Consider the following 18515-nt stretch of genomic DNA (forward strand, 5'->3'; position numbering starts at 1 on the left):
CACAAAAAAAGACGTCCGTGGACGTCTTTTTTTGATCATTTGGTGGAGCCGGGGGGATTTGAACCCCCGTCCGCCAGTACTCCGCTGTCGGTACTACATGCTTAGCCGTGTCTATTGAGTTAATCCGCAGCCGCCCGACGGGCAGGGTGCTTTGGACGAGTTGGGTAAGTTTTAGTCGCTTTGCCCCCAACGTGCTACACGACGATCCTGTTCTGTATGACAATCACTTCGGGTTTACAGGCATCCCCTAGTGATTGCTGGAGCCGAAGCTACCAGGAGAGCGGGCTCGGCTGCTTACGCAGCGAGAGCGTAACCCTCGTAGTTTTCGTCATTGGCAACTATAGAAAGTTGCAACAGTGGATTTACGAGTTCTGTTACCAACTCGGCATGCACCTAGAGTTTCATCACCGGCGTCGAATCCTAATCGGCCCCATTTTTTACTGCTCTAGCGCTAGCACCGTTTCGGGTGCATGTGACGGAGTATACGCCATCGGTCGGGCGACGTCGACTACCGGTCCGGTCGCCCACCGAGGTTACTGACCGTTGCCGCCCTTGTCGGTCTTCTCGAGGCGCGACAGCACCTTGGCGCTGATGGTGATGCAATCCTTGTCGTTGCCCGCCGCCTGCGCGGCCTTGGCGTCAGCCACATGCTGCTTCAGCGCATCGTCCAGCCCTTCGGAGGTCGCGCCCATGGTTGCCATCTGGTCGTCGATCTTCTGCAGGTTGCTGGTACACAGGTCTTTATCCGCCGCGAACACAGGCGAGGCTAGCAGTGCGGCGCTGAGGAACAGTCCGGTAATCGCAGTACGCTTCATGTGAATCTCCTTGGCTGGGAAGGCCTCAGGATAAGGGGCCTATTTGCATGGACTGCGGCCGATGCCAGGGGTTCAGACGGATGTTGTGGCAGATGGCCTGTTCGCCGGCAAGGCCAGCTCCTGCCGGTGTGCAGGAGCCGCCTTGGCTCACAGCGCCCTGGCTCTGGTCACCCGGTCCACCAGGTACACCAGGCCGTGATAGTCGATGCCGCCATGCTCGCTCAGGCCGATTTCACAGGTGCGGCTGGTGGAGATGCCTTCGCTGCAGTACTGCACGGCGTCCTTTAGGCTGCGCAGTGAATGTGCGTTCAGTTCGGGGGTGGTGAAGCCCTTGTCGCCGGCGAACCCGCAGCAGTGGATGCCCTCGGGTATCACTACCTCTTTGCTGCAACGCCGCGCCAGGTCGATCAGGGCCTGGCTCTCGCCCAGGTGCTGGGTGCTGCAGGTCACGTGCACGGCAATGGGTGCGTCCTGCGGGGTGAACTCCAGCTTGTCCACCAGGTGGGTGCGGATGAAGCGCACCGGGTCATACAGGTCCAGGCGCGAGTCCTTGAGGTCTTGCACCAGGCGCAAGGTGCACGGGCTGGTGTCGCAGTAGATCGGGTCGAGCCCGCCGCGGCTCGCATGCAGCAGCGCGCCGATCAGTTCCTGGCGCTTGTGCTCGGCCTGTTCGGCATAGCCCTTGGAAGCGAACGGCTGACCGCAGCACAGGCTGTCCTGGTTCTCGGGGAACACCACCTGGTAGCCGGCCTTTTCCAGCAGGCCGCGGGTCTTGTCCAGCAGCGAGGTCTGTTCGCGATCGCCAGCGGCCGGGCCCATGACGCGCGATACGCAGGCCGCCAGGTACACCACGCGGGGCCGCGCATCGTTGCTCGCCGGGCTGAATTGGATGGGCTGCAGGGGCTGCGGCATGGCCGGCGTCCAGAGCGGCAGGCGGCCGTTGCTGGCTTTGCTCAGCGATTGGCTGATGCGGGCCAGACGTGGCGCGCCCAACAGGCGGCGGGCACCGTTGGCTGCGCGCAGGGTGAGGCGGGCGCCGCTTAGCGCGGTGTGGAAATGCTCCGCCAGCCAGTCGGCTGTCTTCACGTGGCTGGCAGCCTGGGCGCGCAATTTCTTCACCAGTTCGCCGGTGTTGATGCCTACCGGGCAGCGCTGGGCGCACAAGCCGGTGGCGGCGCAGGTGTCGATGCCCTGGTACTGGTAGTCGCGTTCAAGCGTGGTGGTATCGACCCCGGCGCGCTTCTTGGCCTGGATGTCGCGCCACATCACGATGCGCTGGCGCGGGCTCAGGGTCAGCCCCTTGGACGGGCACACCGGTTCGCAGAAGCCGCACTCGATGCACTTGTCGACGATCTCGTCGGCGGCGGGCAACGGCTTGAGGTTTTTAAGGTGGATCTGCGGGTCGTCGCTGAGCACCACATCCGGGTTGAGGATACCGTTGGGGTCGAGCAGGCGCTTGAGCGTCCACATCAGCTGGTAGGCATCGTGGCCCCATTCCAGTTCGACGAACGGCGCCATGTTGCGCCCGGTGCCATGCTCGGCCTTGAGTGAACCGCCGAATTCGACCGCCACCAGGTGTGCCACGTCGTCCATGAACGCCTGGTAGCGGGCGACCTCTTCGGCACTGTTGAAACCCTGGGTGAACACGAAGTGCAGGTTGCCCTCCAGCGCATGGCCGAACAGGATGGCTTCGTCATAGTGGTGCCGCTCGAACAGCTCGATCAGGCGGTTGACGCCGATGGCCAGTTGCTCGACCGGGAAGGTCACGTCTTCGATGATGACCGTGGTGCCGGTCTTGCGCACGGCGCCGACGGCCGGGAAGGTGTCCTTGCGGATGGCCCAGAGCTTGGCGTTTTCCTTGGCGTCTTCGGTGAAGTCGACCTGTTTCTCGACCGGAAATTGCGCCAGCGAGGCCATGATCAGGCCCAGCTGCTCGTGCAGCAGTGTCTGGGTGGCAGCGCGGGACTCGATCAACAGGGCGCACGCACCCTCGGACAGCTGCTGCACGAAGGCCGGCATGCCGGGCTTGTCCTGCACCGAGCGCAGGCTGCGCCGGTCGAGCAGTTCCACGGCCGATACCGGCTGGCTTTTCAGCACGGTGACGGCGGTGCAACAGGTTTCCACGTCCGGGAACACGATCAGCGCCGACGCCTTGTGCGGGTGATCGATCACGGTGTCGTAGGTAACCGCGCTGATGAAGCCCAGGGTGCCCTCGGAGCCCACCAGCAGGTGGTTGAGGATGTCCAGTGGCTGGTCGTAGTCGACCAGGGCGTTTAGCGACAGGCCGGTGGTGTTCTTGAGCCGGTACTTGTGGCGGATTTTCGCGGCCAGTTCGGTGTTGGCGCGGGTCTCGCGGCCCAGGCGCGCGAGCGATTCGAGCAGGTCGGCATGGCTGCTCTGGAAGGCCGCGACGCTGGCCGGGTCTTCGCTGTCCAGGCGGGTGCCGTCGGCCAGCACCAGGCGCAGGCCGGCCAGGGTGTGGTAGGTGTTCTGGGCGGTGCCGCAGCACATGCCACTGGCGTTGTTGGCAACGATGCCGCCGATCTTGCAGGCGTTGATGGACGCCGGGTCGGGGCCGATCTTGCGTCCGAACGGCGCCAGCCAGGCGTTGGCCTGGGCGCCGATCACGCCGGGTTGCAGGCGGATCTGCCGGCCTTGCTCGCGAATCTCGCGACCGTTCCAGTTGTCGCCCAGTACGATCAGCACCGAGTCGCTGATGGCCTGGCCCGACAGGCTGGTGCCGGCGGCGCGGAAGGTCACCGGCACGCGGTCGCGCTGGGCCAGCTGGAGCAGGCCCACCACTTCGTCTTCGCTTTCCACGCGCACCACCAGCTTGGGGATCAGCCGGTAGAAGCTGGCGTCGGTACCGAAGGCCAGGGTAGACGTGGGGTCGTCGAAGCGGCGCTCACGGGGGATCAGGCGTTCAACCGAGTCGAGAAACGCGGTGGGCAGGCTCATGCAAACTCCTCGCGGGGCCACGGCGTCTATCGCGCCGCGTGCCCCGGACAATCAGGCGGTGATGGGGCAGGCGGTCAGGCGCCGAATTCGCGTACCAGCGAATCGCGAGTGATCTCGCTGATGGACTTGGCGCCGGTCAGCACCATGGCCACGCGCATTTCCTTTTCGAACAGGTCGAGCAGGTTCTTCACGCCGGCTTCGCCTGCGGTGGCGAGGGCATAGAGGAAGGCACGGCCGATCAGTACGGTGTCTGCGCCCAGGGCGATCATGCGCACCACGTCCAGGCCGCTGCGGATACCGGAATCGGCAAGGATCTTCAGGTCGCCCTTGACCGCATCGGCGATGGCCGGCAGGGCACGGGCGCTGGACAGCACGCCGTCGAGCTGGCGACCGCCGTGGTTGGACACCACGATGCCGTCGGCACCGAACTTCACGGCGTCGCGCGCGTCGTCCGGGTCGAGAATACCCTTGATCACCATCGGGCCATCCCAGAACTCGCGGATCCATTCCAGGTCCTTCCAGGAAATCGACGGATCGAAGTTGGCGCCCAGCCAGCCGATGTAGTCGGCCAGGCCGGTGGGGCTGCCGCGGTATTTGGAGATGTTGCCCAGGTCGTGGGGCTTGCCCAGCAGGCCTACATCCAGCGCCCACTGGGGGTGGGTCATGGCCTGCCACATGCGCCGCAGCGGTGCGTTAGGGCCGCTCATGCCGGAGTGGGCGTCACGGTAGCGTGCGCCGGGTACGGGCATGTCCACGGTGAACACCAGGGTGGTCACGCCGGCGGCCTTGGCACGCTCCAGGGCATTGCGCATGAAGCCGCGGTCCTTGAGCACATAGAGCTGGAACCACATGGGCCGGTCGATGGCCGGGGCCACTTCCTCGATCGGGCACACCGACACGGTCGACAGGGTGAAGGGGATGCCCTTGGCCGCCGCGGCACGTGCCGCCTGCACCTCGCCGCGCCGGGCGTACATGCCGGTCAGGCCGACCGGTGCCAGGGCCACGGGCATGCTCAGGGTTTCATCGAACAGGCGGGTCTCGAGGCTGAGCTCGGACATGTTCTTCAGAACGCGCTGGCGCAGGGCGATGCTGGCCAGGTCTTCGACGTTGTGGCGCAGGGTGTACTCGGCGTAGGCGCCGCCGTCGGCGTAGTGGAACAGGAAGGGCGGCAGCTTGCGTTGGGCTGCGGCGCGGTAGTCGGTAGAGGCTGAAATGATCATGGTGTCTCGCAGCGTCGGTTGAAAGGGGCAGCTGCCGGGCGCCCTTGGGGCGCCCGGCCTCTTTCACTTTAGTGAACCAGCATGCCGGTCAGCCAGTACGCCTGGATCAAGGTGATCAGGCCGACGATGGTGGCGAAGAACAAGCTGTGCTTGAGGGTGAAGCGGAACAGGTCCGACTCTTTGCCAACCAGCCCGGTGGCCGCGCATGCCACGGCGATGGACTGTGGCGAGATCATCTTGCCGGTAACGCCGCCGCTGGTGTTGGCGGCCACCAGCAGGGTGTCGTTGACCCCGATCTGGTGCGCGGTGGTGGCCTGCAGCGAGCTGAACAGCGCGTTGGACGAAGTGTCCGAACCGGTCAGGAACACGCCCAGCCAGCCAAGGAACGGCGAGAAGAACGGGAACGCTGCGCCGGTGCCGGCCAGTACCAGGGCCATGGTCGACGACATGCCCGAGTAGTTGGTGACGAAGGCAAAGGCCAGCACCATGCCGATCGACAGGATCGGCCAGCGCAGTTCGAAGAAGGTTTCCTTCAGCGTGGTCAGGCCGGTCTTGAAGTTGATCTTCAGCACCAGCATCGACAGCAGCGCGGAGAAGAAGATCGCGGTACCGGTGGCCGAGATCGGGTCGAGCTTGAACACCGCCGGCATGGCGGTCGGGGCGGCGACGATCGGCGCGGTCTTGATCACCAGCTGGTCAAGGTGCGGGATGGCGAAGTTGAACACCCAGCTGTACATCGAACCACCGGCGGCAAAGGCCGCCTTGAATGGCTTTAGGGTCCAGATGGTGACCAGCACGGTGAGGATCAGGAACGGCGACCAGGCCTTGAAGATCTCGCCAAAGCTGTAAGGCGAAGGCTGGCTGCCGCCACCGTTGACCACGGCTGCACCGACGCTGCCTGTAGCGGTGGTCATCGAGCGCTTGGGCTGCCAGACCTTGAGGAACAGGGTCAGGGAGATCAGGCTGGCCAGTGCCGAGGTGATGTCCGGCAGTTCCGGGCCGATGAAGTTGGAGGTGAAGTACTGGGTGACGGCGAAGCTCAGGCCGGCCACCAGGGCTGCAGGCCAGGTCTCCTTGACGCCGCGCAGGCCGTCCATCATGAACACCAGCCAGAACGGCACGAACAGCGACAGCAGCGGCAATTGACGACCGGTCATGGCGCCGATCTTGAAGGCGTCGATACCGGTGACCTGGCCGGCCACGATGATCGGGATACCCAGGGCGCCGAAGGCCACCGGGGCAGTGTTGGCGATCAGGCACAGGCCGGCGGCGTACAGCGGGTTGAAGCCCAGGCCCACCAGCAGTGCAGCGGTAATGGCCACGGGTGCGCCGAAGCCTGCCGCGCCTTCCAGGAAGGCACCGAAGCAGAAGCCGATCAGCAGAACCTGCAGACGCTGGTCGTCGGTGATCGACAGCACCGAGCTGCGGATCACTTCGAACTGGCCACTCTTGACCGTCAGTTTGTACAGGAACACCGCCGCGACGATGATCCAGGCGATGGGCCACAGGCCATAGGCAAAACCGTACCCGGCAGCAGCCAGGGCCATGTCGGCGGGCATCTGGAAGGCGAAGATGGCGACCAGGATCGACAGCGCCAGCGTGATGCTGCCTGCCACATGACCCTTGAGGCGGAACACGGCCAGCGCCAGGAAGAAGAACACGATAGGGATGACTGCCGCCAGGGCGGACAGGCCGAGACTACCAAGCGGACTATAGAGTTGTTGCCAGGTTTGCATATGGGGTGGCCCCTAATTGTTGTTGGTCATGCAGTGGCATTGGCTAATTGGTCATACCAATTTACAATGTCGAGCCGCTAGGTTAAGAGCCCTGTGGTGGGTGTGTCAATTTGCCCCGCTAAAACTTTCGTCGGACGGTTGAAAAAAGGTCGGCTGAGCGGCTTCGAAATTCGCCAACTGGTGGGTGTGGCGTGGGCACCGATAGGCCAAAATAGGCGGCCCCGAACGAACTCGGGATTGTGGAGAGCATGTGATGGTTTTCAACCAGGTCCGCCAACGCCGTTTGTCCGACGATATCGTCGAGCGGCTTGAGGGGATGATTCTTGAAGGCACCTTGACCGCCGGTGAGCGGTTGCCGGCCGAGCGACAACTGGCCGAGCAGTTCGGGGTGTCACGCCCGTCGTTGCGCGAGGCGATCCAGAAGCTGGTAGCCAAGGGCATGCTGGTGAGCCGACAGGGCGGCGGCAATTATGTTGCCCAGTCGATGGGTTCGACGTTCAGCGACCCCTTGTTGCAATTGCTGGAGAACAATCCGGAGGTCGAACGCGACCTGCTGGAGTTTCGTCATACGCTGGAGGCGTCGTGTGCCTATTACGCCGCATTGCGTGCCACCGCGGTGGATCGCGAGCGGTTGAAGGTGGCGTTCGATGCGCTGCAGGACTGTTATGCGCGTGCCGATGAGGTGAGCCGCGCCGAGGAAGGGGCGGCGGATGCGTCGTTCCACCTGGCGATTGCCGAGGCCAGCCATAACGCGGTGCTGCTGCATACCATTCGCGGGTTGTTCGACCTGCTCAAGCGCAACGTGGTGACCAACATCGGCGGTATGTACAAGCAACGCAGCGAGACCCGCGACATGCTGATTGCGCAGCACCGGGACCTGTACCTGGCGATTGTCGAAGGGCGTGCGCAGGATGCACGGGAGGTGTCGAGCCAGCACATTCTGTATGTGCAGGAGGTGCTCGAAGAGGTGCGTCAGGAAGTGCAGCGGGTCGCGCGGGCAGAGCGGCGCAACGGGCGCTAGACAAGCGTTGCGGCTTTCGCCGGCAAGGCCGGCTCCTACAGGGTTTCGCTTGGCCTGTAGGAGCCGGCCTTGCCGGCAAAGTGGCTAGAGCAGGCGTGCCTACTCGTCGCGGCCCTTGCTGCGCACGGCGCGCTGCAACTCGCGATCGGAATCACGCTCGCGCTGGGTATCGCGCTTGTCGTATTCCTTCTTGCCCTTGCCCAGGGCAATCTCGCACTTGATCAAGTGCTTGCTCCAGTACATCGACAAGGCCACGCAGGTATAGCCCTTCTGCTGTACGCCCACGAACAGGCGCTCCAGCTCGCGGCGATTGAGCAGCAGTTTACGGGTACGGGTCGGGTCGGCGATCACGTGGGTGCTGGCTGCGGTCAGGGGGGTGATATGGCAACCCATCAGCCATGCTTCACCGTCCTTGAGCAGCACGTAGCTGTCCACAAGATGCGCCTTGCCGGCACGCAGACTTTTTACTTCCCAACCGGACAGGACCAATCCGGCCTCGAACTTGTGCTCGATGAAGTAATCGTGACGCGCTTTTTTATTCTGCGCGATGGTCCCTGTCGGATGCTTCTTTTGTTTAGCCATAGGGGCGGCATTATAGGCAGTCGTCGCGCTGTCGGCTACGGGGTAGCGGTACGCTTGAGCCGTTGGAGTGAATCCCGGACAATACGCGCTGTTTTTCCTCTTGATGCGCTATGTGGCGCCCCTCGGCATTCGCATCGTGTTTACCGCTCAGCTTTGGAAGTGACGCCTGGATGACTACCCATATTCAACGTTCGGCACTGTTGCCGTACCCCGCTCAGGCGCTGTATGACCTGGTGAATGACGTCGCCCGCTATTCGGAGTTTCTGCCGTGGTGCTCCTCCAGCACGGTGCTGGAGCAGAGCGAGACCCTGATGCGAGCGCGAGTCGAGGCGGCCAAGGGCGGCATGAGCCAGAGTTTTGTAACGCGAAATGAGTTGGTGCCAGGGCAGTCCATCGAGATGAACCTTGAGGAGGGGCCGTTCAATCAGCTGCACGGGCTGTGGACGTTCAAGGCACTCGGCGACAAGGCCTGCAAGATCAGCCTGGACCTGTCGTTCGATTACGCCGGGCCGCTGGTGCGCGCCACCCTGGGGCCGATCTTCAACCAGGCGGCCAACACCCTGGTGGATGCGTTCTGCCAGCGGGCCAAGCAACTCAATGGCTGAGCCGATGCTGCCCATCGAAGTGGTCTACGCCACCGCCGAGCAGCAGCTGTTGCTGGCGCTGGAGGTGCCAGCGGGTACGTCGGTGAGCGAGGCGGTTCGCTTGTCGGGCATCGCCGGGCAGTTGCCGGGCGTGTCGATCGGGGATTGCCCGATGGGTATCTTTGGCAAGGTGGTTGCGTCGCAGCATCCGGTCGAGGCGGGTGATCGGATCGAGCTCTATCGGCCGCTGCTGATCGACCCCAAGGAGGTGCGCAAACAGCGCGCGGCCAAGGTAGCCAGGGTGTTCAAGAAGGCCAAGCGGTGAAACGCCGCGCATGAAAAAGCCCGGAATGATCCGGGCTTTTTATTGCCTGCGCCTTGCTTACTGCGGCGAGGTGTCCAGCGGTTCCGGCACTGGAACCGGGATGACTTCGATGGTATCGACGTCGCGCTGGATCGTGTCTTCCAGCGAGCCAGGCTTGGCGGGGGCTTCCTGCTTGGCAGGTGTCTCGCCTTCGGCAGGGCTGACAGTGGTGCCCGCTGCGCCGCCAAGGATTTCCTGATCGCGGCTCACACCCGGCATGAAGTCACCCGACAGGCTGGCGAGCTGGTCGTTCTCGTTGAAGAACACGCTCATCCGTTCCTGCTGGCGCTCGCCCCCACCTGGTTGCAGACTGTACAGGTAGTCCCAACGGTTGGTGTGGAAGGTGTCCTGGATCAGAGGGTTGCCCATGATAAACCGTACTTGCCGGCGGGTCATTCCCGGCCGCAATTGGTCTATCATGTCCTGCGTGACGACATTGCCCTGCTGGATGTCGATTTTGTAAACCCCGGGGAACGAGCAACCGGCGAGTGCGAGCAGTCCCACAAAGGTGAGGCTGGTTAGCAAGAGCTTGGTGTTTTGCATCGGTGGGCGACTTCCACTATCTTGGCTGGACAACGTAAACCCCGATCATACCCGTATTCAGAGAAGCTGCGAAGCAGCATCGGCGAGAAAGCTGACCATGGTTGAAAATAGCGAATTACGCAAAGCCGGTCTCAAGGTGACCCTGCCTCGAGTCAAGATTCTACAGATGCTCGACTCCACCGAGCAGCGCCACATGAGTGCTGAAGACGTCTACAAGGCGTTGATGGAGGCAGGCGAGGACGTCGGTCTGGCCACGGTTTACCGTGTTCTGACCCAGTTCGAGGCGGCAGGTCTTGTCGTTCGTCACAACTTCGACGGCGGTCATGCAGTGTTTGAACTGGCCGACGGCGGCCACCACGACCATATGGTCAACGTGGAGTCTGGCGAAGTCATCGAGTTCTTCGATGCCGAAATTGAAAAGCGCCAGAAGGAAATCGTGCTGGAGCACGGCTACGAGTTGGTAGATCACAATCTCGTGCTGTACGTGCGCAAGAAAAAGTAAGCACTTTGCTTTGAATTGCACGGCATTGAAGGCGACCCTGGGGTCGCCTTCGTGCTTTGTGGGGGCTGTAATGTTGTACGCCGGCAAGGCCGGCTCCTGCGGGGGCACTCAGGCTTTGCTGGTGACGACCATCTTTCTGGCATGCGCCAGCGATTCCTTGGTCAGGTCGATGCCGCCCAGCATGCGCGCCACTTCTTCGACCCGCTCACGTTTGCCCAGGCTCGCCACCGCCGTATGGGTCGCATCGCTGTTGCGCACCTTGTGCACGAACAGGTGATGGTGGCCCTGCGCGGCTACCTGCGGCAGGTGGGTGACCGTCAATACCTGCCCACGCTCGCCCAGGCGACGCAACAGCTGCCCCACGATTTCCGCAGTCGGGCCGCCGATACCCACGTCGACTTCGTCGAACACCAGGGTCGGAATGCGCGAGGTCTGAGCGGTAATGACCTGGATTGCCAGGCTGATCCGTGACAATTCACCCCCGGAAGCCACCTTGGCCAGTGCCTTGAGCGGCTGGCCGGGGTTGGCGCTGACCAGCAGTTCGACCTGCTCCAGGCCCTGGGGCAACAAGTCTTCGCCACTGTTGGGGCGAAGTTCGATGCTGAAGCGTCCGCCAGGCATGCCCAGGCGCTGAATCTCAAGCTCCACCGCGCCAGCCAGCTGGGTCGCGGCCTGCTGGCGCAGGCGGCTCAGCTCCGAGGCCTTTTCCTGGTAGTGGCGGGCATAGGCGGCAAGTTCGTCACCCAGTCGGGCAATGGACTCGTCGTTGGCGTTGAGGCCTTCGAGCTCCTCCATCAGTCGTTGCTGCAGGTCGGCCAGCTCGCTGGGGTGCACGCGGTGTTTGCGCGCCAGGGTGTACAGGGCGTCGAGACGTTCTTCCAGCTGCTGCAGCCGCGCGGGGTCGGCGTCGAAATGGTCGAGAAAGCGGTTGAGCTCGCCCACTGCTTCTTCCACCTGAATCTGCGCACTGGCGATCATGTTGGCCGCCTCGGCCAGCGCCTTGGGGGCATTCTGTACGGCGGTCAGGCGATTGAGGCTGACGGTCAGCGCACTGAGCACATTGCCCGAGTCGCTCTCGCTGCAATGGTCGATGACCTGGCGGCAGATACCGAACAGGGCCTCTGCATTGGTCAGGTTCTTGTGTTCCTGTTCCAGCAGCTCAAGTTCGTTTTCGCCCAGGTTGAGGTTTTCCAGCTCTTCGAGTTGATAGCTGAGCAACTGGTGCTGCGCGCGCTGTTCGTCCCCGGAGTTGCTCAGCCGCTCGAGCTCCTGGCGGGTCTGCCGCCAGCGCTGCGCCGCCAGCTGCACCTGGCGTGCAAGGTCGGTGGCGCCGGCGTATTCGTCGAGCAGGCGACGATGGGTGTCGGTCTTCAGCAGCGACTGGTGTTCGTGCTGGCTGTGGATGTCGATCAGCAGCTCGCCCAGGGCCTTGAGGTCGCCCAGCGGGCAAGGCGTGCCGTTTATATAGCCGCGGCTGCGGCCTTCGGCGGTGATCACCCGGCGTAGTATGCACGGGCCGTCGGTGTCCAGGTCGCGCTCGGCCAGCCAGGCGCGGGCCTCGGGAATTTCGCCCAGGTCGAAGGTGGCCAGGATGTCGGCCTTGTCTGCCCCGGGGCGCACCACGCCGCTGTCGGCGCGATCACCCAGGGGGAGGCCGAGGGCATCGAGCATGATCGATTTGCCGGCCCCGGTTTCACCGGTGATGACGCTCATCCCGCGGGCGAGTTCGAGGTCCAGGTGTTCGACGATGGCGTAGTTGTGTACGGAAAGATGCACCAGCATTGGGGCGGCTCCCAGGCGTAAGGTCTGGTTATTTATACAGTGTTTTGAAATCGCCTGACAATGCTTGTGCTTAGTTTGATTCGGTTGCTCGGTAAGGGTTTTGATCGCAAGGGGTTATGAGGGTAATGCTGCTGACTGTTCATCAGCCCTTGAAGCTGCATTTTCAGACCCCATATAGCCGGCAGACGTGCGAGTAAGTTCGCTGACGAAATTGCAAAGGAGAGATTTTATGGCTGACGAACAGACGCTGGATGAACAGAATCTGAACGCCGAGGCGGCCGGCGATGAGCTGAGCACGCGCGTGCAGGTGCTCGAAGAGCAACTGGCGGCGGCCCAGGATCAATCCCTGCGCACCGCCGCAGACCTTCAGAACGTGCGCCGTCGCGCCGAGCAGGATGTCGAGAAGGCGCATAAGTTCGCCCTTGAGAAATTCGCTGGTGACCTGTTACCGGTGATCGACAGCCTTGAGCGCGGCCTGGAGCTGTCCAGCGCCGAAGACGAGAGCATCCGCCCGATGCGTGAAGGCATCGAGCTGACCCTGAAGATGTTCCACGACACCCTCAAGCGCTACAACCTCGAGGCGATCGACCCGCACGGCGAACCGTTCAACGCCGAACTGCACCAGGCCATGGCCATGCAGGAGAGTGCGGACGTCGAGCCCAACAGCGTGCTCAAGGTGTTCCAGAAGGGCTACCAGCTCAATGGGCGTCTGCTGCGCCCGGCCATGGTCGTGGTCAGCAAGGCTCCGGCTCCGGTTTCGCCCTCGATTGACGAGAAGGCTTGAAATTAGCCTGGCGGCCCCCATTTAAGTGTCAAGCGTTTAAGTGCTACCGCAGTTGGCAACCACCGCTGCGGCAACCAAATCCAAAGTTTCGGGAGAGTTAACATGGGCAAAATTATCGGTATCGACCTGGGGACCACCAACTCCTGTGTCTCCATTCTGGAAAACGGCAACGTCAAGGTCATCGAGAACGCCGAAGGCGCTCGTACCACCCCTTCGATCATTGCCTACGCCAATGACGGCGAGATCCTGGTCGGCCAGTCGGCCAAGCGTCAGGCGGTGACCAACCCGCACAACACCCTGTACGCGGTAAAGCGTCTGATCGGCCGTCGTTTTGACGAAGAAGTCGTTCAGAAAGACATCCAGATGGTCCCTTACAAGATCGTCAAGGCTGACAACAACGACGCCTGGGTGGAAGTGAACGGCCAGAAGATGGCTCCGCCTCAGATCTCGGCTGAAATTCTGAAAAAGATGAAGAAAACCGCCGAAGACTATCTCGGCGAGGCAGTGACCGAAGCGGTCATCACCGTACCTGCCTACTTCAACGACAGCCAGCGTCAGGCTACCAAGGACGCCGGTCGCATTGCCGGTCTGGACGTCAAGCGCATCATCAACGAACCGACCGCAGCCGCACTGGCCTACGGTATGGACAAGGCCAAGGGTGATCACACCGTGATCGTCTACGACCTGGGTGGCGGTACCTTCGACGTGTCGGTGATCGAGATCGCTGAAGTCGACGGCGAGCACCAGTTCGAAGTACTGGCTACCAACGGCGACACCTTCCTGGGTGGTGAAGACTTCGACATTCGTCTGATCGACTACCTCGTCGACGAATTCAAGAAAGAAAGCGGCATGAACCTCAAGGGTGACCCGCTGGCCATGCAGCGCCTGAAAGAAGCTGCCGAAAAAGCCAAGATCGAGCTGTCCTCGAGCCAGCAGACCGACGTGAACCTGCCGTACATCACTGCAGACGCCACCGGTCCTAAGCACCTGAACGTGAAGATTTCCCGCGCCAAGCTGGAATCGCTGGTCGAAGACCTGGTTCAGCGCACCATCGAGCCATGCCGCATCGCGCTGAAAGACGCCGGTATCGACGTGAGCAAGATCAACGACGTGATCCTGGTCGGCGGTCAGACCCGCATGCCACTGGTGCAGAAGCTGGTGACCGACTTCTTCGGCAAGGAAGCACGCAAGGACGTGAACCCTGACGAAGCTGTCGCCATGGGTGCTGCCATTCAGGGCGCCGTACTGGCTGGTGACGTGAAAGACGTGCTGCTGCTGGACGTCAGCCCGCTGACCCTGGGTATCGAAACCATGGGTGGCGTGATGACTGCGCTGATCGAGAAGAACACCACCATCCCGACCAAGAAGTCGCAGGTGTTCTCGACGGCCGACGACAACCAGGGCGCCGTGACCATTCACGTGCTGCAGGGCGAGCGCAAGCAAGCCGCGCAGAACAAGTCGCTGGGTAAATTCGACCTGGCCGAGATTCCGCCAGCGCCACGTGGCGTACCGCAAATCGAAGTGACCTTCGATATCGACGCCAACGGCATCCTGCACGTAGGTGCCAAGGACAAGGCGACCGGCAAGCAGCAGTCGATCGTGATCAAGGCCAACTCGGGTCTTTCCGAGGAAGAGATTCAGCAGATGGTGCGTGACGCTGAAGTCAACGCCGAGGAAGACCGCAAGTTCGAAGAACTGGCCGCTGCCCGCAACCAGGGTGACGCGCTGGTTCACTCGACCCGCAAGATGGTCGCCGACGCCGGTGACAAGGTAACCGCGGACGAGAAGGCTGCTATCGAAGCTGCCGTTGTCGCCCTGGAAGCCGCTGTCAAAGGCGACGACAAGGCTGCCATCGAAGCCAAGGTCGAAGAGCTGTCGAAGGTCTCCGCGCCAGTGGCTCAGAAGATGTACGCCGAGCAGGCCGAACAGCCTCAGGGCGGTGCTCAGCCAGAAGCTGAAGAGCCCAAGCACGACGACGTGGTCGACGCTGAGTTCGAAGAAGTAAAAGACAACAAGTAATAGCTACAGGTTGTCGCCCGGTTGACTGCTGTTCGGCAGTGACTGGTAGGATGTCGCCGCGCGGGGGCTTGCTCCCGCGTTGGCGTGTCTGGAATACCCGAATTTTTACAGCATTCGAGCGTGCTTGAATGCTGGCGGCACAGCGCGGTATGCGCCGAGGTATGCCGAACGTCCTCAAGAGTGCAAAGAATTATGGCAAAGCGTGACTATTACGAGGTTCTGGGAGTCGAGCGCGGCTCGAGCGAGGCCGACCTGAAGAAGGCCTATCGTCGCCTGGCGATGAAGCACCACCCGGACCGTAATCCTGATGACAAGGCCTCGGAAGAGCTGTTCAAGGAAGCCAACGAGGCTTACGAAGTGCTCTCCGATGCCAGCAAGCGTGCTGCGTATGATCAGTATGGCCATGCCGGTGTCGACCCGAGCATGGGTGGCGGCGGTGCCGGTTTCGGTGGCGCCAACTTCTCCGACATCTTCGGTGATGTGTTCAGCGACTTTTTCGGCGGTGGCCGGGGCGGTGGTCGCGGTGGCGCTCAGCGTGGCAGCGACCTGCGCTACACCCTCGAGCTGAACCTGGAGGAGGCCGTGCGCGGCACCACGGTCAACATCCGTGTGCCGACGCTGGTCAACTGCGCACCGTGCGATGGCTCGGGTGCCAAGAAGGGCTCGTCGCCTTCGACCTGCCCGACCTGCGGCGGTATTGGCCAGGTGCGCATGCAGCAGGGCTTCTTCTCGGTGCAGCAGACCTGCCCGCGCTGTCACGGCCAGGGCAAGATCATCACTGATCCGTGCGATTCGTGCCATGGCGAAGGCCGTGTCGAAGAGTACAAGACCCTCTCGGTCAAGGTGCCGGCCGGCGTCGATACCGGTGACCGCATTCGCCTGTCGGGCGAAGGCGAGGCAGGTTCCCAGGGTGGCCCGACCGGCGACCTGTACGTGGTGATCAATGTGCGCGAGCACCCGATCTTCCAGCGCGACGGCAAGCACCTGTACTGTGAAGTGCCGATCAGCTACACCGATGCGGCGCTGGGTGGCGAGCTGGAAGTGCCGACCCTCGATGGCCGGGTCAAGCTGAAGATCCCCGAGGGGACCCAGACCGGCAAGCAGTTCCGTCTGCGCGGCAAGGGCGTTGCGCCGGTGCGTGGCGGTGGCGCGGGCGACCTGATGTGCCGGGTGGCGGTAGAAACGCCGGTCAACCTGAGTCGTCGTCAGCGTGAGTTGCTCGAAGAGTTGCGTGTTTCGCTGGATGGCGACAGCTGCCATTCTCCCAAGGCCAATGGCTGGTTCGAAGGCGTGAAGCGCTTCTTCGGCGATCTGTAAGAAGGAACAGGGCATGCGACGTATAGCGGTAATGGGCGCGGCAGGGCGGATGGGCAAGACCCTGATCGAGGCAGTGCAGCAGACGCCGGGGGCGGGCCTGACCGCCGCCGTGCATCGTCCGGACAGTACGCTGGTCGGGGCCGACGCCGGCGAGCTGGCGGCGCTGGGGCGTATTGGTGTGCCGCTGTCGGGTGATCTGGATCGGGTGGTCGACGAGTTCGATGTGCTGATCGACTTCACCCATCCTTCGGTGACCTTGAAGAACCTGGCGTTCTGCCGCAAGGCGGGCAAGGCGATGGTCATCGGCACCACCGGTTTCAGTGTTGAAGAGAAGCAACTGCTGGCCGAGGCGGGCAAGGACATCCCTATCGTGTTTGCCGCCAACTTCAGCGTTGGCGTCAACCTCAGCCTGAAGCTGCTGGACATGGCGGCGCGTGTGCTGGGCGACGATGTGGACATCGAGATCATCGAGGCCCATCACCGTCACAAGGTGGATGCGCCGTCGGGTACCGCGCTGCGCATGGGCGAGGTGGTGGCCAATGCACTTGGCCGTGACCTGCAGGAAGTGGCCGTGTATGGCCGGGAAGGCCAGACTGGCGCGCGGGACCGCAAGACCATCGGCTTTGCCACCGTGCGTGCCGGTGACGTGGTAGGTGACCATACCGTGCTGTTCGCCGCTGACGGCGAGCGCCTGGAGATCACCCACAAGGCCTCCAGCCGCATGACCTTCGCCAAGGGTGCGGTACGTGCCGCGCTGTGGCTGGATGGGCGTGCGCCGGGCCTGTACGACATGCAGGACGTGCTCGACCTGCGTTGATCGCTGCACCAGGGGCTGCCATGCGGCCCCTTCGCCGGCCTCCCTGGCCGAGCGTTTGAAACAAGCGACTTTCTGTCGCATTCCCATGCCTTTCAGGCACATCAGTGGTAGACCGAAAAAGCCTTTTTCTGTAAGCTACAGCTTTAGTGTGTCCACTAAAAGCGCGCAGATAATTCGACGAAGAAAGCGGGGTGACGTGTCTATACGTCATTCCGCTTTTTTGCAACCTGCGATCGCCCCTTCAGGCTTTATTTTTGGGAGGTCTTCTTGACTAAGCCAGCCATACTCGCCCTTGCCGATGGCAGCATTTTTCGCGGTGAGGCCATTGGAGCCGACGGTCAGACCGTTGGTGAGGTGGTGTTCAACACCGCAATGACCGGCTATCAGGAAATCCTGACTGACCCTTCTTACTCGCAGCAGATCGTTACCCTGACCTACCCGCACATCGGCAACACCGGCACCACGCCGGAAGACGCCGAGTCCGATCGGGTCTGGTCGGCCGGCCTGGTCATCCGTGACCTGCCGCTGATCGCCAGCAACTGGCGCAACACGATGTCGCTGTCCGATTACCTCAAGGCCAACAATGTGGTGGCCATTGCCGGTATCGACACCCGTCGCCTGACCCGCATCCTGCGTGAGAAGGGCGCGCAGAACGGCTGCATCCTGGCTGGCGACAACATTTCTGAAGAGGCGGCCATCGCAGCCGCGCGCGGCTTCCCGGGCCTGAAGGGCATGGACCTGGCCAAGGTCGTCAGCACCAAGAGCCGCTACGAGTGGCGCTCCAGCGTGTGGAACCTGAAGACCGACAGCCACCCGACCATCGACGCCGCCGAGCTGCCGTACCACGTCGTGGCCTACGACTATGGCGTCAAGCTGAACATCCTGCGCATGCTGGTCGAGCGCGGCTGCCGCGTCACCGTGGTGCCGGCGCAAACCCCGGCCAGCGAAGTGCTCGCGCTCAACCCCGATGGCGTGTTCCTGTCCAACGGCCCGGGCGACCCCGAGCCTTGCGACTACGCGATCCAGGCGATCCGCGAAATCCTCGAAACCGAAGTGCCGGTGTTCGGTATCTGCCTGGGCCACCAGCTGCTGGCCCTGGCCTCCGGTGCCAAGACCGTCAAGATGGGTCATGGTCACCACGGTGCCAACCACCCGGTCCAGGACCTGGACACCGGCGTGGTGATGATCACCAGCCAGAACCACGGTTTCGCGGTAGATGAAGCGACCCTGCCAGGCAACGTGCGCGCCATCCACAAGTCGCTGTTCGACGGTACCCTGCAGGGCATCGAGCGCACCGACAAGAGCGCCTTCAGCTTCCAGGGTCACCCTGAGGCGAGCCCGGGCCCGACCGACGTCGCGCCACTGTTTGATCGTTTCATCGATGCCATGGCCAAGCGCCGCTGAGCACCCCCCGGAGGCAGCCCTGAACCGGCACAGGCCGCGTTCAGGCGCTCCTCGAGTGGATTGTTCG

At 62.7% G+C, this 18515-nt stretch carries 16 protein-coding genes and 1 other RNA gene; 9 read left to right on the plus strand and 8 right to left on the minus strand.

Annotation, left to right across the window (positions count from 1 at the left end; translation table 11 throughout):
• Nucleotides 1–40 precede the first annotated feature (40 nt).
• The 5 genes from ssrA to CR917_RS04070 all read right to left on the minus strand — a co-directional run bounded on the left by ssrA (nucleotide 41) and on the right by CR917_RS04070 (nucleotide 6729).
• Nucleotides 41–432, minus strand: a transfer-messenger RNA (tmRNA) gene (ssrA, locus tag CR917_RS04050).
• Between the two features lie 101 nt (nucleotides 433–533).
• Nucleotides 534–815, minus strand: a complete 282-nt coding sequence (locus CR917_RS04055; protein WP_043863844.1) for a hypothetical protein — start codon at nucleotides 813–815, stop codon at nucleotides 534–536.
• A gap of 147 nt (nucleotides 816–962) precedes the next feature.
• Complete coding sequence (locus tag CR917_RS04060) at nucleotides 963–3773, minus strand: FAD-binding and (Fe-S)-binding domain-containing protein (RefSeq protein WP_104571923.1); 2811 nt, start codon at nucleotides 3771–3773, stop codon at nucleotides 963–965.
• Nucleotides 3774–3847: 74 nt separating this feature from the next.
• Nucleotides 3848–4993: an FMN-dependent L-lactate dehydrogenase LldD gene (lldD, locus tag CR917_RS04065; RefSeq protein ID WP_043863842.1), complete on the minus strand. Its 1146-nt coding sequence runs from the start codon at nucleotides 4991–4993 to the stop codon at nucleotides 3848–3850.
• A gap of 68 nt (nucleotides 4994–5061) precedes the next feature.
• The gene (locus CR917_RS04070; RefSeq protein ID WP_043863841.1) at nucleotides 5062–6729 is read right to left on the minus strand and encodes a lactate permease LctP family transporter; all 1668 of its coding nucleotides are present in this window, start codon (nucleotides 6727–6729) and stop codon (nucleotides 5062–5064) included.
• 253 nt (nucleotides 6730–6982) lie between these two features.
• On the opposite strand from CR917_RS04070, the gene CR917_RS04075 reads away from it, so the two are divergent.
• Nucleotides 6983–7750, plus strand: a complete 768-nt coding sequence (locus CR917_RS04075; RefSeq protein ID WP_043863840.1) for a GntR family transcriptional regulator — start codon at nucleotides 6983–6985, stop codon at nucleotides 7748–7750.
• Nucleotides 7751–7849: 99 nt separating this feature from the next.
• Here CR917_RS04075 and smpB read toward each other — a convergent pair whose 3' ends face one another.
• A complete protein-coding gene (smpB, locus tag CR917_RS04080) occupies nucleotides 7850–8332 on the minus strand; it encodes an SsrA-binding protein SmpB (RefSeq protein WP_043863839.1) in 483 nt (160 codons plus the stop codon).
• 170 nt (nucleotides 8333–8502) lie between these two features.
• Here smpB and CR917_RS04085 point away from each other — a divergent pair, with 170 nt between their 5' ends.
• Together CR917_RS04085 and CR917_RS04090 are read left to right on the plus strand one after the other, a co-directional pair.
• Entirely contained in the window at nucleotides 8503–8937 is a 435-nt protein-coding gene (locus CR917_RS04085; protein WP_043863838.1) for a type II toxin-antitoxin system RatA family toxin, read from the plus strand.
• The gene (locus CR917_RS04090) at nucleotides 8930–9241 is read left to right on the plus strand and encodes an RnfH family protein (protein WP_078481341.1); all 312 of its coding nucleotides are present in this window, start codon (nucleotides 8930–8932) and stop codon (nucleotides 9239–9241) included. Before CR917_RS04085 ends, CR917_RS04090 begins: the two co-directional genes overlap by 8 nt.
• Before the next feature lie 57 nt (nucleotides 9242–9298).
• Here the strand turns inward: CR917_RS04090 and CR917_RS04095 are convergent, their stop codons facing one another.
• Nucleotides 9299–9823 (minus strand): outer membrane protein assembly factor BamE, encoded by a 525-nt coding sequence (locus tag CR917_RS04095; protein ID WP_043863836.1) that lies wholly within the window; start codon nucleotides 9821–9823, stop codon nucleotides 9299–9301.
• A gap of 97 nt (nucleotides 9824–9920) precedes the next feature.
• On the opposite strand from CR917_RS04095, the gene fur reads away from it, so the two are divergent.
• Complete coding sequence (fur, locus tag CR917_RS04100; RefSeq protein WP_043863835.1) at nucleotides 9921–10325, plus strand: ferric iron uptake transcriptional regulator; 405 nt, start codon at nucleotides 9921–9923, stop codon at nucleotides 10323–10325.
• Nucleotides 10326–10433: 108 nt separating this feature from the next.
• Here the strand turns inward: fur and recN are convergent, their stop codons facing one another.
• Nucleotides 10434–12107, minus strand: coding sequence for a DNA repair protein RecN (gene recN, locus CR917_RS04105; protein ID WP_104571924.1), 1674 nt, complete (start codon nucleotides 12105–12107; stop codon nucleotides 10434–10436).
• Between the two features lie 229 nt (nucleotides 12108–12336).
• Here recN and grpE point away from each other — a divergent pair, with 229 nt between their 5' ends.
• From grpE to carA, 5 genes are all read left to right on the plus strand, one after another.
• Nucleotides 12337–12891, plus strand: coding sequence for a nucleotide exchange factor GrpE (gene grpE / locus CR917_RS04110; protein ID WP_043863833.1), 555 nt, complete (start codon nucleotides 12337–12339; stop codon nucleotides 12889–12891).
• Nucleotides 12892–12993: 102 nt separating this feature from the next.
• Nucleotides 12994–14910: a molecular chaperone DnaK gene (dnaK, locus tag CR917_RS04115; RefSeq protein ID WP_043863832.1), complete on the plus strand. Its 1917-nt coding sequence runs from the start codon at nucleotides 12994–12996 to the stop codon at nucleotides 14908–14910.
• Nucleotides 14911–15102: 192 nt separating this feature from the next.
• The gene (gene dnaJ, locus CR917_RS04120) at nucleotides 15103–16227 is read left to right on the plus strand and encodes a molecular chaperone DnaJ (RefSeq protein ID WP_043863831.1); all 1125 of its coding nucleotides are present in this window, start codon (nucleotides 15103–15105) and stop codon (nucleotides 16225–16227) included.
• A gap of 13 nt (nucleotides 16228–16240) precedes the next feature.
• Complete coding sequence (gene dapB / locus CR917_RS04125) at nucleotides 16241–17044, plus strand: 4-hydroxy-tetrahydrodipicolinate reductase (protein WP_058540555.1); 804 nt, start codon at nucleotides 16241–16243, stop codon at nucleotides 17042–17044.
• A 267-nt stretch (nucleotides 17045–17311) separates the two neighbouring features.
• Entirely contained in the window at nucleotides 17312–18448 is a 1137-nt protein-coding gene (gene carA, locus CR917_RS04130) for a glutamine-hydrolyzing carbamoyl-phosphate synthase small subunit (RefSeq protein ID WP_043863829.1), read from the plus strand.
• Nucleotides 18449–18515: the final 67 nt, after the last annotated feature.

The sequence above is a fragment of the Pseudomonas sp. BRM28 genome (assembly GCF_002939405.1).
In the GTDB taxonomy this organism is placed as follows: Bacteria; Pseudomonadota; Gammaproteobacteria; order Pseudomonadales; family Pseudomonadaceae; genus Aquipseudomonas; species Aquipseudomonas palmensis.

What these genes read in the sequence shown, in the direction of transcription:
- fur (WP_043863835.1), top strand. Translation starts at nt 9,921, where the DNA reads ATGGTTGAAAATAGCGAATTACGCAAAGCCGGTCTCAAGGTGACCCTG.
- recN (WP_104571924.1), bottom strand. Translation starts at nt 12,107, where the DNA reads ATGCTGGTGCATCTTTCCGTACACAACTACGCCATCGTCGAACACCTG.
- smpB (WP_043863839.1), bottom strand. Translation starts at nt 8,332, where the DNA reads ATGGCTAAACAAAAGAAGCATCCGACAGGGACCATCGCGCAGAATAAA.
- lldD (WP_043863842.1), bottom strand. Translation starts at nt 4,993, where the DNA reads ATGATCATTTCAGCCTCTACCGACTACCGCGCCGCAGCCCAACGCAAG.
- dnaJ (WP_043863831.1), top strand. Translation starts at nt 15,103, where the DNA reads ATGGCAAAGCGTGACTATTACGAGGTTCTGGGAGTCGAGCGCGGCTCG.
- CR917_RS04070 (WP_043863841.1), bottom strand. Translation starts at nt 6,729, where the DNA reads ATGCAAACCTGGCAACAACTCTATAGTCCGCTTGGTAGTCTCGGCCTG.
- CR917_RS04060 (WP_104571923.1), bottom strand. Translation starts at nt 3,773, where the DNA reads ATGAGCCTGCCCACCGCGTTTCTCGACTCGGTTGAACGCCTGATCCCC.
- grpE (WP_043863833.1), top strand. Translation starts at nt 12,337, where the DNA reads ATGGCTGACGAACAGACGCTGGATGAACAGAATCTGAACGCCGAGGCG.
- CR917_RS04055 (WP_043863844.1), bottom strand. Translation starts at nt 815, where the DNA reads ATGAAGCGTACTGCGATTACCGGACTGTTCCTCAGCGCCGCACTGCTA.
- CR917_RS04090 (WP_078481341.1), top strand. Translation starts at nt 8,930, where the DNA reads ATGGCTGAGCCGATGCTGCCCATCGAAGTGGTCTACGCCACCGCCGAG.
- CR917_RS04085 (WP_043863838.1), top strand. Translation starts at nt 8,503, where the DNA reads ATGACTACCCATATTCAACGTTCGGCACTGTTGCCGTACCCCGCTCAG.
- CR917_RS04075 (WP_043863840.1), top strand. Translation starts at nt 6,983, where the DNA reads ATGGTTTTCAACCAGGTCCGCCAACGCCGTTTGTCCGACGATATCGTC.
- dapB (WP_058540555.1), top strand. Translation starts at nt 16,241, where the DNA reads ATGCGACGTATAGCGGTAATGGGCGCGGCAGGGCGGATGGGCAAGACC.
- CR917_RS04095 (WP_043863836.1), bottom strand. Translation starts at nt 9,823, where the DNA reads ATGCAAAACACCAAGCTCTTGCTAACCAGCCTCACCTTTGTGGGACTG.
- dnaK (WP_043863832.1), top strand. Translation starts at nt 12,994, where the DNA reads ATGGGCAAAATTATCGGTATCGACCTGGGGACCACCAACTCCTGTGTC.